General features: G+C 42.5%; 12 protein-coding genes and 1 rRNA gene. 4 read left to right on the forward strand and 9 right to left on the reverse strand.

The genetic code is table 11. The annotated features are described in order from the left end of the window. From H539_RS0125135 to dnaA, 9 genes are all read right to left on the reverse strand, one after another. Nucleotides 1-213: ribosomal RNA gene (locus H539_RS0125135) — 16S ribosomal RNA — on the reverse strand; the annotation flags it as partial. Between the two features lie 391 nt (nucleotides 214-604). Continuing rightward, complete coding sequence (locus tag H539_RS0125140; protein ID WP_026695810.1) at nucleotides 605-1,684, reverse strand: HD-GYP domain-containing protein; 1,080 nt, start codon at nucleotides 1,682-1,684, stop codon at nucleotides 605-607. A gap of 165 nt (nucleotides 1,685-1,849) precedes the next feature. Continuing rightward, entirely contained in the window at nucleotides 1,850-4,381 is a 2,532-nt protein-coding gene (gene gyrA / locus H539_RS0125145; RefSeq protein ID WP_026695811.1) for a DNA gyrase subunit A, read from the reverse strand. Nucleotides 4,382-4,479: 98 nt separating this feature from the next. Further along, nucleotides 4,480-6,405, reverse strand: coding sequence for a DNA topoisomerase (ATP-hydrolyzing) subunit B (gene gyrB, locus H539_RS0125150; protein ID WP_026695812.1), 1,926 nt, complete (start codon nucleotides 6,403-6,405; stop codon nucleotides 4,480-4,482). A 73-nt stretch (nucleotides 6,406-6,478) separates the two neighbouring features. After that, a complete protein-coding gene (remB, locus tag H539_RS0125155) occupies nucleotides 6,479-6,733 on the reverse strand; it encodes an extracellular matrix regulator RemB (protein WP_026695813.1) in 255 nt (84 codons plus the stop codon). A 9-nt stretch (nucleotides 6,734-6,742) separates the two neighbouring features. Continuing rightward, nucleotides 6,743-7,861, reverse strand: coding sequence for a DNA replication/repair protein RecF (gene recF / locus H539_RS0125160; RefSeq protein ID WP_026695814.1), 1,119 nt, complete (start codon nucleotides 7,859-7,861; stop codon nucleotides 6,743-6,745). 12 nt (nucleotides 7,862-7,873) lie between these two features. Further along, nucleotides 7,874-8,086, reverse strand: coding sequence for a S4 domain-containing protein YaaA (gene yaaA, locus H539_RS0125165; protein WP_026695815.1), 213 nt, complete (start codon nucleotides 8,084-8,086; stop codon nucleotides 7,874-7,876). Between the two features lie 168 nt (nucleotides 8,087-8,254). Beyond that, nucleotides 8,255-9,391, reverse strand: a complete 1,137-nt coding sequence (dnaN, locus tag H539_RS0125170; RefSeq protein WP_026695816.1) for a DNA polymerase III subunit beta — start codon at nucleotides 9,389-9,391, stop codon at nucleotides 8,255-8,257. Nucleotides 9,392-9,567: 176 nt separating this feature from the next. Beyond that, the gene (gene dnaA / locus H539_RS0125175) at nucleotides 9,568-10,926 is read right to left on the reverse strand and encodes a chromosomal replication initiator protein DnaA (protein ID WP_026695817.1); all 1,359 of its coding nucleotides are present in this window, start codon (nucleotides 10,924-10,926) and stop codon (nucleotides 9,568-9,570) included. A gap of 925 nt (nucleotides 10,927-11,851) precedes the next feature. On the opposite strand from dnaA, the gene rpmH reads away from it, so the two are divergent. From rpmH to jag, 4 genes are all read left to right on the forward strand, one after another. Beyond that, entirely contained in the window at nucleotides 11,852-11,986 is a 135-nt protein-coding gene (gene rpmH / locus H539_RS31185; protein WP_081416043.1) for a 50S ribosomal protein L34, read from the forward strand. Nucleotides 11,987-12,083: 97 nt separating this feature from the next. After that, nucleotides 12,084-12,452 (forward strand): ribonuclease P protein component, encoded by a 369-nt coding sequence (rnpA, locus tag H539_RS29770; protein ID WP_035324215.1) that lies wholly within the window; start codon nucleotides 12,084-12,086, stop codon nucleotides 12,450-12,452. 250 nt (nucleotides 12,453-12,702) lie between these two features. Continuing rightward, a complete protein-coding gene (gene spoIIIJ, locus H539_RS0125185; protein WP_026695818.1) occupies nucleotides 12,703-13,473 on the forward strand; it encodes a YidC family membrane integrase SpoIIIJ in 771 nt (256 codons plus the stop codon). Further along, on the forward strand, nucleotides 13,470-14,090 hold the full coding sequence (gene jag, locus H539_RS0125190) for an RNA-binding cell elongation regulator Jag/EloR (RefSeq protein ID WP_026695819.1): 621 nt from the start codon (nucleotides 13,470-13,472) through the stop codon (nucleotides 14,088-14,090). Before spoIIIJ ends, jag begins: the two co-directional genes overlap by 4 nt. The last annotated feature ends 244 nt before the right edge of the window (nucleotides 14,091-14,334 follow it).

Genomic DNA, 14,334 nt, shown 5'->3' on the forward strand with positions numbered 1-14,334 from the left:
CGTCTTTCCACTTCCCTTCATGTGAAGAAAAGTCATATCCGGTATTAGCTCCGGTTTCCCGAAGTTATCCCGATCTTAGGGGCAGGTTGCCCACGTGTTACTCACCCGTCCGCCGCTGATCTCAGGAAGCAAGCTTCCATCGATCCGCTCGACTTGCATGTATTAGGCACGCCGCCAGCGTTCGTCCTGAGCCAGGATCAAACTCTCCGAAGAATGTTTGATGTAGCTCATAAAAGTTTAAAACTTGTTTTTGTATTTTCTCGAAAGAAAATAACGTTGGCGTCTTGTTTCGTTCAGTTTTCAAAGAACAATTTAACATCGCATCAGCGACCTTATTAATATTATCAGGTTTCAATATTAATGTCAACAGTATTTTAACTTACTCAATTCTGCTGAATGGCTGTCATTGCGACTTTTATTATTATATACACATTGTCCCATTAAATCAATAGGGAGGTTAATATTCGCAACATTCTCTTTTTCGGGCTATATTCCTGGAGTTCATGCTTGGACACTCAGGTCAATGCGGACATGAGATACAGCTCTTTATTTTTATCATCCTTCTATATAAAATGGGCTCCTGATAAGGAGCCCTCCCAAGCATTTAAAGCATCACTTCTTCTATAAATAGCTCGCTTCTTTTTGAAAGGTCCATGATTTCCTCTGTTTGTAATACTTTCACTAGAGGACGTGTAGGAGAGTGATGTTCAATGAATATTACCTCTGCGGTTTCTCCGTTCGAAAGCTTCACCCGGTTTCCGGTCAGATGTTTTTCAATGCCATCAAGCAGCGTTTTTAATGCAGCGAAGTCAAATTCCCCAAAGCAGTCCTGCTTAATCATTTCAAGGACCTTAAAAGGTGATTCTTTTTTCCGGTATACCCTTTCAGAGGTCATGGCATGATACATGTCAGCCAGAGCCGCAATTTTCGAATATGGATGAAGTCTATTTTCCTTGCTGTGAAGAGGATATCCGCTCCCATCAAGGCGTTCGTGATGCTGGATGATTGCCAGCTTTACGCCTTCACTCAAAAGGTTATTATGCTGGACCATTTTATAGCCGTAAGTCGGGTGATTCCTGATTTCTTCAAATTCAGCTGCTGTTAGGCTTGATGACTTTTCTAGAATGGAAACAGGAACCTTCGACATTCCACAGTCACTCAGGCAGCCAGCGAGAGCTGCCTGAGCAATCTCCCCGCTGCTGAATTTAAGTCCTTTGGCGATATATCCGCTGATCAGCCCCGATGCTATGGCGTGATGATGTATGTAATCCTCTTTAGAGGAATAGTGATGAAGATTAAAGACTTCATAACTCATTGTGAGAAATCGTTCTAACAATGGCAGAAATAGCTCCCTCACTTTACCAGCATCCAGAACAGTTCCGGACTGCCAGCTTTTAAATAGCTTTTTGTAATTTTGAACGGCATTAAGGTATTGCTGAATGAATGGAGAATCCATTTGTACTTCGTGAAATTCCTCATGATCCAGTCTTTCGCCTGGCTTAAAGAGACTTCCATCAATCTTCAGCCTTTCGATGTTCACTTCCTTTATTAGGAACCCTTTCAGTACCTGTATACGCTGATCCGAAAGTACGGTTTTATTTCCCATGATCGGCCGGCTGGTTTTTCCGAAAACATCAGCAGCCAGTATGCAGCCTGGTTCTAACTCGTCTATTTTGACACGCAATGCTGTCCACCCCTTAGTCATATTCCGATCTGTTCCTTTGGATCTTCCAATAAAGGGCGATACATAGGACATGTTTTTATAGTAAAGGATTTCCCATTTAAAAACTAGAAATTTTTCCCTCCGATGCATCAAAAAAGGAGCTGCGATTATCGCAGCTCCTTCTCATTATTCTTCTGTCTCACCCTCTGAGGCTTCTTCAGAAGGTATTGTTTCCTGGTTTTGTTCCTCGGAATCTATATCGTCCGCAGAATCTTCTTTTTCTTCTTCACGTTCAACGATTGCTACCGTGGATACATACTCATCTTCATTGCTTTCGAGCCTTATGAGCTTGACTCCCTGTGTAATCCGTCCTGTCTGCGAAATACTGTCTATAGACATCCTGATTAGGACTCCCGCTGCCGTAATCAGCATCAGGTCTTCTTCTCCCGTTACAGGCTTTACAGCTATGACTGGACCATTTTTATCAGTTACGTTGCAAGTCTTAATTCCTTTTCCGCCACGGCTTTGTACTCGGTATTCCTGTTCGGCCGTTCTTTTTCCGAATCCGTATTTCGTAACTGTCAGAACCATATTGTTCTCATCCAATAGTTCCATTCCAATTACTTCATCGTCTTCATCCAGGGTAATGCCTTTCACTCCAGTAGCGCCGCGCCCCATGGAACGTACATCTGTTTCAGGGAAACGGATGAGCATGCCCTTTTGAGTTCCGATAATAATGTGTTTGGAACCGTCTGTCAATTTTACAGATATAAGTTCGTCATTATCTCGGAGGCCCAGTGCAATCAGACCGTTATTTCTTATATTTGCAAAAGAGGATAGCGGAGACCGCTTTGAAATTCCGTGCTTGGTGGTGAAGAACAGATAAGACTCATCCCCAAATTGCTGCACAGGAATAATGGCGTTCACCCATTCTCCCTTCTCTATCCCGAGAAGGTTGATAATCGGCAGCCCCTTGGCTGTTCTTCCATACTCAGGGATTTCATACCCCTTCGAACGATATACTTTTCCTTTGTTTGTAAAGAAAAGGATCGTGTCATGAGTGGAGGTTGTCAGAAGATGTTCAACAAAGTCATCCTCATTCGTCCCCATTCCCTGGATTCCTCTTCCGCCTCTACGCTGGCTTCTATAAGTGGTTACAGGAAGACGTTTGATATATCCATTATGAGTAAGGGTGATTACAATGCTTTCCTCAGGGATCAGGTCTTCGTCTTCAATATTTTCAAAACCTGCTGTCAGAATTTCCGTTCTCCGTGTATCATTGAAGCGCTCTTTAATTTCTAACAGCTCTTCTCGGATGATTTCGAGAACCTTTTCTTCATCTGCTAAAATGGCTCTTAGCTCAGCAATCAGCTTTACAAGCTCCTGGTACTCATCCTCAATTTTCTCGCGCTCCAAGCCTGTCAGCCTTTGCAGACGCATGTCAAGGATGGCCTGCGCCTGTTTTTCGGAAAGCCCAAAGCGCTCCATGAGTCCGTTTTTCGCAATTTCAGTGGTTTGAGAGCTTCTGATTAAGGTAATGATTTCATCAATATGGTCAAGGGCAATCCGCAATCCCTCCAGGATATGCGCCCTTGCCTCTGCTTTTCTTAGTTCGAATTCAGTTCTGCGGGTGATGACGACCTTCTGATGATTCAAATAATGAACTAAGCACTGCTTCAGGTTCAGAACCTTAGGCTGCCCTTCGGCAAGAGCAAGAAGGTTGATTCCGAAGCTGGTTTGAAGGGCTGTCTGCTTGTACAGATTGTTAAGCAGGACATTGGCGTTCGCATCCCTTCGTACTTCAATAACAATCCTCATGCCATTCCGGTCGGATTCATCCCGGAGGTCGGTAATTCCATCGATTCGCTTATCCCGCACCAGCTCAGCAATCTTTTCGATCAGTTTGGCTTTGTTGACCTGGTAGGGAATCTCATGGACAATGATGACTTCTTTGCCGTTGGACTTCTGCTCGATTTCCACTTTTGCACGGATCGTTATGGAACCGCGGCCTGTTTCATAAGCCTTTCGGATGCCGCTTCGCCCTAAAATCATACCGCCAGTAGGGAAATCCGGCCCCTGCACATACTCCATCAATTCCTGGATGGAAATATCCGGGTTATGACTGACTGCAAGGACTCCATCAATGACTTCCCCGAGCTGGTGAGGCGGAATATTAGTTGCCATCCCGACCGCAATACCTGATGAGCCATTCACCAAAAGGTTTGGAAAGCGTGCTGGAAGCACAACAGGCTCCTTTTCGGAACCATCATAGTTTTCTTTATAGTCAATTGTATCTTTATTTAAATCACGGATCAGTTCCATTGATATTTTGGACATTCTTGCTTCTGTATAACGCATGGCAGCAGCGGCATCGCCATCAACAGAACCAAAGTTCCCGTGGCCATCCACAAGCATATAGCGGTAGTTGAAATCCTGGGCCATCCGGACCATCGTTTCATATACAGCAGAATCCCCGTGCGGGTGGTACTTCCCGATTACTTCGCCGACGATACGGGCAGATTTTTTATACGCTTTGTCAGCAGTCATTCCCAGGTCATTCATCGCATATAAAATCCGGCGGTGAACCGGCTTCAATCCGTCCCTTACATCCGGGAGCGCGCGGGCGACAATAACACTCATCGCATAATCTAGAAACGATGTACGCATTTCCTGACTTATATTGATTTCTCTTACATTGGATCTTTCTAATTCAGACATGGAGCCATCCTCCTTCTTAAACATGTATGTTCATATGCCATATGTAAAAGACAGGATAGAGAATCTCTACCCTGTATCAGCCGACTCTAGGCCGTGCCTTAGATATCTAAGTTTTTAACATACAGTGCATTTTCTTCAATAAAGTTTCTTCGCGGTTCAACCTTATCACCCATGAGGATATCAAAGGTTTCATCCGCTTCAATGGCATCTTCAAGGTTTACTTGAAGAAGAGTCCTTGATTCAGGATCCATGGTTGTTTCCCAAAGCTGTTCAGGGTTCATCTCTCCAAGACCTTTATAGCGCTGGATGCCCGGCTTCGGTATGCTCGGCATTTCGCCAAGGATTTGATCAAGCTGGCGGTCATTATACGCATACTCTACCTTTTTGCCCTGCTGGATTTTATACAGGGGAGGCTGAGCAATATATACATATCCGCTTTCAATAATATTTCTCATATATCGATAGAAAAAGGTTAATAATAAGGTTCGGATATGAGCTCCATCCACATCCGCATCCGTCATGATCACAATTTTGTGGTAACGGGCCTTAGAGATGTCGAAATCTCCTCCTATACCAGTACCAAGAGCCGTGATGATTGCCCGGATTTCATTATTGGATAGGATTTTATCAAGCCTTGCTTTTTCCACATTGATAATTTTACCACGCAGAGGCAGGATCGCCTGGAAGTGACGGTCACGTCCCTGTTTTGCGGAGCCTCCCGCTGAGTCACCCTCAACGATGTAGATTTCGCTAATGGAAGGGTCCTTGGAAGAGCAGTCAGCAAGCTTCCCAGGAAGCGCGGAAATTTCCAAAGCGCTCTTCCTTCTAGTAAGCTCACGTGCTTTTTTGGCCGCCGCCCTCGCTCTCGCAGCCATGTTTCCTTTATCTACAATCTTCCTGGCCACCGAAGGGTTTTCAAGCATGAAGGATTCCATTTTTTCCGACAGTATGGAATCTGTCACAGTTCTCGCCTCGGAATTTCCAAGCTTTGTTTTCGTCTGTCCCTCAAACTGAGGATCCGGATGCTTGATGGAAATAATGGCAGTCAAGCCTTCGCGGACATCCTCACCCGAAAGATTCGCATCCGCTTCTTTGATCAGGCCGTTCTTGCGTGCATAATCATTAATGACCCTTGTCAGCGCAGTCTTAAAGCCTGATTCATGGGTTCCGCCTTCATAGGTATGGATGTTGTTTGCAAAGGAATAAATATTGCTTGTATAGCTGTCATTGTACTGAAGCGCTACTTCAACAGAAATCCCTTCTTTTTCGCCTTCCATAAAAATCGGCTCTTCATGAAGGACTTCCTTTGTACGGTTAAGATGCTCGACATACGCTTTGATGCCGCCCTCATAATGATATTCATTTGTGCGATTATCCACACGGCGGTCACTCAGAGTGATTTTGATCCCTCTGTTCAAGAATGCCAGTTCTCTTGTACGGGTAGCCAGCGTTTCATAATCGTATTCGGTCGTCTCCTGGAAAATTTCCGTATCAGGCGTAAAATGGATGGTGGTGCCTGTATGGTCCGTTTCCCCGATTACCTTAAGATCTTCAGCAGGTACGCCTTTGTGATATTTCTGATAATAAATGCTGCCGTCTCGGTGAACAAAGACCTCGAGTTCAGTGGATAGGGCATTAACTACAGAAGCCCCCACACCATGCAGCCCTCCGGATACCTTATATCCGCCGCCGCCAAATTTCCCTCCGGCATGCAGGACGGTAAGAATGACTTCAACAGCCGGACGTCCCATTTTCTCCTGAATATCAACCGGAATACCTCGGCCGTTATCCTTTACGGTTATGCTGTTATCTTCTTCAATACTGATATTTATCTCATCACAGAAACCGGCAAGGGCTTCATCAATACTGTTATCTACAATTTCCCAAACGAGATGGTGAAGACCTTTGGCTGAAGTGGAGCCAATATACATCCCCGGTCTTTTCCTTACTGCCTCAAGTCCTTCTAATACCTGTATCTGGTTTGCATCATAATTTTGTCCTTGTAATTCTTGTTCATGTTCCATAGCCAACCCGATCACCTACACTTTTCTATGGCTGTATTTCTTTTATAGTAATACGGTTTGATACCGTTAATTTTTACTCGTATACAGAGGTTTGATCCCATTGTGATACTCTTCTTTTCAAAATGCCTGATGACAGAGGTGATAGATAGATGTTTTTCTCGGTAACCACAATGGATTTAATTTCACCTTTTGACAGGTTTATGGCAGCAGCACTGCCTTTTTCCATGAATTCCTGAAAAATAGAGGAATTCTTCAACACATGTCTGTCTAGAATAACTATTATATCATTAGTTCTGACTAATATGTCTTCGCCTACATGCAGATACATATATTCACCTCATTTGACACGGTCAAGAGTCCCCTGCTTTACGTAATAAGTTGAGGCATTTTTGAGGGTTTCATGATCTATACCTTCTACGCTTGTAGTCGTAACAAAGGTTTGTACTTTTCCTTGAATGGTATTTAAAAGATGTGATTGACGATAATCATCAAGTTCTGATAACACATCGTCAAGCAATAGAATCGGATACTCGCCGATCTCAGAGTGAATAAGCTCTATTTCTGCCAATTTTAAAGAAAGGGCTGTGGTCCGCTGCTGTCCCTGAGAACCAAATGTCTGCACGTCCCGGCCGTTCACGTGGAAAACCAGATCGTCCCTGTGAGGCCCGAGAAGAGTCACTCCTCTGTCTTTCTCTTTACTATTTATTTTAGCAAACTTTTCTTCGAATTCATTCTTCATTTTCGACAAATCCATAGATTCTGATACATTGACAGCACTGATATATTCGATTTTCAGCGTTTCGAGCCCCCTGGAAATCCCGGAATGGATCGGTTCTGCCCATTCCTGGAGCAGGTGGAGATAATGAAAGCGCTTCTCGACTACCTTCACTGCATATTCAATCAGCTGCTGGGTCAATACATCCAGCATGGCTGTGTCTGAGGTTTTTTTCATCTGCAGGAGCTTCAGGTATGAGTTCCTTTGCTGAAGCACTTTTTGATATCGACTCATGTCGTGGAGATACACCGCTGAAACCTGGCCGATCTCCATATCAATAAAACGCCTTCTAACCTGAGGACTTCCCTTGACTAAGTGGAGATCTTCAGGTGCAAACATGACAACATTCATATTGCCGACGTACTGGCTCAATTTCTGCTGTTCAATATGATTCGCTTTTGCCTTTTTTCCTTTTTTGGAGATGATTAATTCAAGCGGGATCGATGAGTTTCTTTTTTGAACCCTACCCTCTATTTTAGCATATTCTGCATCCCAGCGGATAAGATCTTTATCATGAGAAGTCCGATGCGACTTGGCCATGGCCAGAACAAAGATCGATTCCATAACATTTGTTTTCCCTTGGGCGTTTTCCCCGAGAATCACATTTACCTTATTCTCGAATCCGGCTTCAAGATCAGCATAGTTCCGATAATTTTTTAATTGTAGTGTTTGAATATGCATAAGCGGTTTTAGTTACCTCTTTATAAGAAATTTCCCGTATCCTGGAATATCAATCTGGTCTCCATCAACAAGCTTCCGTCCTCTTCTTTGGTCTTGTTCACCGTTAATGAAAACTTCATACTCGCCCAAGAACCATTTTGCCATGCCGCCGCTTTGAATCATGTCGGCAAGCTTAAGAAACTGTCCCAATGTTATATAATCTGTATCGATTTTTATTTCGTTCATCGTGTCTTCACTCTTTCTTGGCAGGAATTAATGGCCGCTCTTTTTTATCCAATACTTAATTGTACTAAATTTCAGCAGCTATTTCAAAGTTAGTAAATTGCAGCATATGGAAGAAAAAACCCTGTCCATCATGGTGACAAGGTTTTTTCAGATTCACGCTATTTAAACTCAATAAGTCCGGACTGGGAGGATCAGCTGGGTGATATTTTCATCATTTACCGAATGAATGACAAAAGGTCTCATTGCTCCAGTAAAATTCACTTTAATCTCTGTCCCTTCCAGGGTTTTAAGTGCGTCCATCATATATTTTGCACTAAAGGAAATTTTTAATTCCTCTCCATTTACTTCCTCCGTCTGTACTTCCTCGCTGACTTTTCCAATCTCGGGAGTATTAGAGGAAATTTCCAGAACTCCTGCATCCATTGTGGAAAGCTTTACGACATTATTCCGGCCCTCTTTTGCAAGAAGAGATGCACGGTCGATTGCCTGAAGGAAATCCTTTGTATTTACCACTACCTCTGTTTTGCTCTCGGTAGGTATGAGACGGGAAGTATCTGGATAATTTCCCTCGAGAAGTCTTGAAAAGAATAACAAATGCTCGGCCTTGAACAAAACTTGATTTTCCGTAATGACAATTTCAACAGGATCCGTTGTATCATCAAGAATTTTGCTTAGCTCCGTTAAGCTTTTGCCCGGTATGACTACACTGTATGTTCCATCCAGATTTCCATCAAGAGGTGCATTCCTCATTGCAAGGCGGTGGCTGTCTGTTGCAATACAGCTGATCCGTCCATTCTCAACCTTCCAGTTGACACCTGTCAAGATTGGCCGTGTTTCTGAGGTGGACACCGCAAACACGGTCTGACGGATAATGGTCTTTAGCAAGTCGGCTGGAATTTGAAACTTATTTTCTTCTTCAATCTGAGGAAGATGAGGATATTCTTCTGCATCCAGACCAATCAGATTAAATTCTGCTTTGCCGGAACGGATGATAGTCTGAAAACCGTTTTGGACTGTGATCTCCACCGTTCCAAGCGGAAGCTTCTTAACAATTTCACTGAAAAAACGTGCCTGAAGGACAATGCTTCCTCTTTCTTTTATTTCAACAATTTCATTTCCAGCTTCCTCTGTAGGAATAAAGGATTCAATTGAAATATCAGAGTCGCTTCCTGTAAATGTAACACCTTCATCTGCTGCAGTGATTTTTATTCCAGTCAGGATGGGAATAGTTGTTCTGGAGGTCACCGCCTTCATAACATCCTGGACACTTTGGACTAATCTGTCTCGCTGAATTATAAATCGCATTTTTTATCCTCCACATTTTATGAATTTATTTATATTTTTTTTAAAAAGAAATAGTAGTAATAGTAATAGGGCTTGTTGATATGTGGATAACTCGAAAAAACATAAGGAAAAACAGTCTATCCACATGTGGACAGACTGTGTGTAACTAGGTTCAGGTTATCAACAGTATTCACTTTTTAAAAGGGCTGAACTTTGAGGCGTTCATTAATTTCTTTCAGTTGTTTTTGAAATTCTGTATCGCTTTGAACCAGCTTAGAGATCTTTTCATGGGCATGGATTACTGTTGTATGGTCACGTCCCCCAAATTCCTCCCCAATCTTTGGGAGGGAAAAGTCAGTCAGTTCCCTTGAAAGATACATGGCAATCTGGCGGGGAAAAGCTACAGATTTGGTCCGCTTTTTAGCTTTAAAGTCCTCTAGCTTTACATGAAAATGCTCGCCGACGGCCTTTTGAATATCAATGATCGTAATAACTCTTGGTTTGGAGCTCGGAATGATATCTTTGAGAGCTTCTGCTGCCAGATCTGCATTAATATCTTTGTTAATAAGGGAAGAATAGGCAACAACCCTGATCAAAGCCCCTTCCAGTTCTCGGATATTGGTATCAATCTGGTTCGCAATGTACAGCATCACTTCATTCGGAATATCAAGGCCTTCAGCCTTTGCCTTTTTCCTTAAAATTGCAATCCTAGTTTCGAGATCAGGAGGCGTGATATCTGTAATCAATCCCCATTCGAAACGGGAACGAAGACGGTCCTCGAGTGTCGGGATCTCTTTCGGAGGCCGGTCGCTCGAAATAATAATCTGCTTGCTTTCTTCATGCAGAGTATTAAAGGTATGGAAAAACTCTTCCTGTGTTTGTTCTTTCCCGGCAAGAAACTGAATATCGTCTATAAGAAGGACATCGACACTTCTATATTTATTTCGGAAATCGACGGCTTTATTATCACGGATTGAGTTTATGAATTCATTCGTGAACTTCTCAGAAGATAAGTATAGGACTTTGGCCGCCGGATTATGTTCAAGAACATAGTGTCCAATTGCATGCATTAAGTGGGTCTTTCCAAGACCCACTCCTCCATAAATAAACAATGGGTTATAAGCCTTGGCCGGCGCTTCTGCTACAGCCAAGGAAGCGGCATGAGCAAAACGGTTGCCCGAGCCGATTACAAATGTATCAAACGTATATTTTGGATTCAGCATATTCAGAGGGAATTCAATGGTCTCTGGATCCGCTTTTTTTTGTTTCTTTGCAGGCTGGGGAATATCAAAGTCCTCTTCCCCCTGATTTTGAGGAATCATAAACTTGACTTCGAGCTCCTCGCCGGTCAGATCTAGCAGGACACCTGAAATCAGATGGGAGTATCTTTCTTCCAGCCAATCGCGGGCAAAGTCATTTGGCGCCACTACAGTAAGGGTATCTCCCTGTAATGAATGGGCCTTGGTGGACTTCAGCCAGGTCTCGAAGCTGGGCTTACTGATTTTCGTTTCGATTTTTCCAAGAGCTTTATTCCATAAAGCAGCAATGTTCTCCAAAAAATATCCCTCCTAACGAGGACAGCATTTTTTTATCATTCTTTCTTTTGCATCCTGGCTGCTTTTTCGTTAAAGCTGTCTTTATTTAATTGAGCCGAATTTTTATCGGGAATTCCCCCGCAGGCAGCAGTACGATCACCTTCCCAAAAAGCAGCTTATAAGACGGATAGAATAGTAAGGATATATATATGAAAAATTTTTTCAACAGCAATAAAACCTCTGTCTGTAGAACTTTAGGACTAGTGAATATACATGTTTACAGGCAAGGTTTATATTTATGCAATGCTATGAATGTTGAAAAACATATAATAAGGAAGATACATATCTATTCGACAATATCCACGTCTTGTGGACAAATACGTACACAGTGTCTGAATAAACTATCCACAAGTTATTCACAATCTGTGGATAATCTAATTTGTGGATAAAGTTATCCAGAGTGAAAACACAAATATAATATCAAATAAATCAAAAGGATGCAATGGGTTTTTAAGTTTATCCACAATCAGGAACCTCGTGTGTAAAAAAAATTTCCACAGGCTGTGAAGCTGTGTAAAAGTTGTCGATAATAACTGTGGATAGCAGAAATTTGTCGAAAATTTATCCACATTTTAAAATATGCTTTTTTGTATGTGATTTTTTTCTATGGGCATCTTCACGATTTAAGCTGTTTGGAAGTTGCGAGACTCAAGATCCAGCTCCCATCAACCTGGAACATACCCGCTTGCAGAAAAAACCCAATGGTTTGAGTAAAATGTGTTGAAACAAGGAAGCACATGCGGGCATCCACACCTTTTACTGGAGGATTTTAAGCGAAGCAAGAAAATGTAAAGTTTTTTTCTGTTGACGGTTGACAAAAAAGTGGTATCCTCATTATAATTAATGGGACTGTCTGTAACTGTTATTCCTCAGGGAGGTGTTATATATGAAAAGAACTTACCAACCAAATAAGCGTAAACACAGCAAAGTTCACGGTTTCCGTGCTCGTATGAGCTCGAAAAACGGACGTAGAGTTTTAGCTGCTCGTCGTCGTAAAGGCAGAAAAGTATTATCTGCATAGGCCACTGAAATGATCAGTGGTCTTTTTTTCTAAAATGGATAAAATGATATAAAAAGACTGCATGAACTGGTTAACTTTGTTTCATGAAGGTGTAAAGATGAAAAAAAAACTGAGAATCAAAAAAAATGAAGAGTTTCAGGCGGTATTTCAAAAAGGAGTCTCCTCCGCGAACCGCCAATTTGTCATATACGTTCTAAAGAAGGAAGACCAGGATTATTTCCGCATCGGACTTTCTATCAGCAAAAAGATTGGAAACGCGGTAGCCCGAAATCAAATCAAGCGATATATCAGACAGGCTTTCCTGGAATTGAAGGAAGATGTATTCCCTGGAAGGGATTTAGTGGTCATCGCGCGCAAGCCAGCTGCAGAGCTGACCTTTGCGGAAATAAAAAGCAGCCTTATCCATGTATTGAAACAAGGAAAAAACGTCAACCCGCGGGTAAAGAATGAGCATTTAAAGAAATAAAAAGCTGCTGGCTTCTGCCGGCAGCCGTACATAAGTGTGTGTTTTTTGTATAACTCTGTCAAAAAACTGTTACATGTTCAGAGACTGTTCCCGTGAAAAAGATGTTACAATACGAAAATGATGGCAAGGCTGTTTATTATGGACAAACCTGGTCTTTAAATAATAGGATTGACTATAATGATAAAGTATAAAAAAGGCAGGCCTCTGCCCTGAAAAAATAGATTGAATAGAAGTTAGGAGGAAAAGTTGGTTGAAGAAAAGAATTATTTTGACAATCAGCCTTATTTCAATGATTGTGCTTCTTGCTGGCTGTTCGCAGATTAAGCAGCCGATTACAGCAGAGAGCACCGGTCCTTGGAATGAATACATTGTGTATCCGCTCTCTTTGTTCATTACTAAAGTCGCTGATGCACTTGGAGGCAACTACGGACTTTCTATTATCATTGTTACATTGATCATCCGTCTGGCGATCCTTCCGCTCATGATCAAGCAGATCCGCAGTTCTAAATCAATGCAGGCGCTGCAGCCAGAGATGCAGGAGCTAAAGAAAAAATACAGCTCAAAGGATGCTGCGACTCAGCAGAAGCTTCAGCAGGAAACGATGGCCTTGTTCCAAAAACATGGTGTCAATCCGCTTGCCGGCTGTTTTCCGCTGATCATCCAGATGCCGATTTTGATTGGCTTCTATCATGCGATCAGCAGGACAAGAGAAATTGCCCATCACAGTTTTCTGTGGTTCAACCTGGGAGTCCATGACCCTTATTATATCCTTCCAATTGTGGCAGGTATTACTACGTTTATTCAGCAGAAGATGTCCATGGCGGGATCTCCGCAGCAGAATCCTCAGATGGCCATGATGCTTTGGATCATGCCGATCATGATTGTGGTTTTTGCTATCAATTTCCCCGCAGCTTTATCCCTTTATTGGGTAGTCGGTAACCTTTTCATGATTGCACAGACTTATTTCATTAAAGGGCCAGAATTAAAGCAGGCTAAATCGGCAGGAGGAGCTAAAAAGTGAAACAGATAACTGCTACCGGACATTCGGTCGATGCAGCAGTAGAATCAGCTTTAGCTCAATTACAAACAACCCGCGACCGAGTTCAAATCGATATTCTTGAAGAAGGCAAAAAAGGGTTTTTGGGTCTGCTTGGAAAGAAAGAAGCGGTTGTTAAAGTAACGCTTCCGCCAGATCCAATTGAAGAGACAGAGAAATATATCAGAAATATCAGCCGTGAAATGGGTGTAGATGTCAATATTGATGTCAAGCAGTCGGGGAAGAACGTTGTTTTTGTCTTATCAGGAGAGAAAATTGCCCTGTTAATCGGCAAAAGGGGACAAACGCTCAATTCCCTTCAATATTTGGCGCAGCTCGCTGCCAATAGTGTATCCCGGCACTATTTAACCATCATTTTAGATGCGGAGGACTATCGGGCGAGAAGAAATGAGACTCTTACAGCACTTGCGGGACGAATGGCGGACAAGGTCATTAAAACCGGGCGGGAAGCTGCTCTCGAGCCCATGCCTTCCTACGAGAGAAAAGTCATCCATGCAGCACTGATGGGTGTGAAACATATAAAAACGTATTCAAGCGGAGCAGAGCCATACCGTCATATTGTGATCGCTCCGGATAAATAAAGCAGAAAAAGGGGTTCAGAATGGTCTCATTCTGAACCCCTTTTTTATGGGCCGGGCAAACGAAGGAATGAAGTATATTGGAAAAATTTTCACGGATTCTGCTTTTATTGTTATTCACATGTGGATAAGTTAAAATAAAAGGAATGATTATTGCTGTCTAACCTCAGTCTGTGGATAATCGGCATTTGAATATAAGCCGGATTTTTTATAAAATAGATCATTGTTCAAAATTTTTCATAAGAGA

It is taken from the genome of Peribacillus kribbensis DSM 17871 (assembly GCF_000430765.1).
GTDB classification, from domain to species: Bacteria; Bacillota; Bacilli; order Bacillales; family DSM-1321; genus Paraperibacillus; species Paraperibacillus kribbensis.

Bases quoted from the DNA above. Each gene is read 5' to 3' on its own strand.
- gyrA (WP_026695811.1), bottom strand. From the start codon at position 4,381: ATGTCTGAATTAGAAAGATCCAATGTAAGAGAAATCAATATAAGTCAG.
- gyrB (WP_026695812.1), bottom strand. From the start codon at position 6,405: ATGGAACATGAACAAGAATTACAAGGACAAAATTATGATGCAAACCAG.
- remB (WP_026695813.1), bottom strand. From the start codon at position 6,733: ATGTATCTGCATGTAGGCGAAGACATATTAGTCAGAACTAATGATATA.
- recF (WP_026695814.1), bottom strand. From the start codon at position 7,861: ATGCATATTCAAACACTACAATTAAAAAATTATCGGAACTATGCTGAT.
- yaaA (WP_026695815.1), bottom strand. From the start codon at position 8,086: ATGAACGAAATAAAAATCGATACAGATTATATAACATTGGGACAGTTT.
- dnaN (WP_026695816.1), bottom strand. From the start codon at position 9,391: ATGCGATTTATAATTCAGCGAGACAGATTAGTCCAAAGTGTCCAGGAT.
- rpmH (WP_081416043.1), top strand. From the start codon at position 11,852: ATGAAAAGAACTTACCAACCAAATAAGCGTAAACACAGCAAAGTTCAC.
- rnpA (WP_035324215.1), top strand. From the start codon at position 12,084: ATGAAAAAAAAACTGAGAATCAAAAAAAATGAAGAGTTTCAGGCGGTA.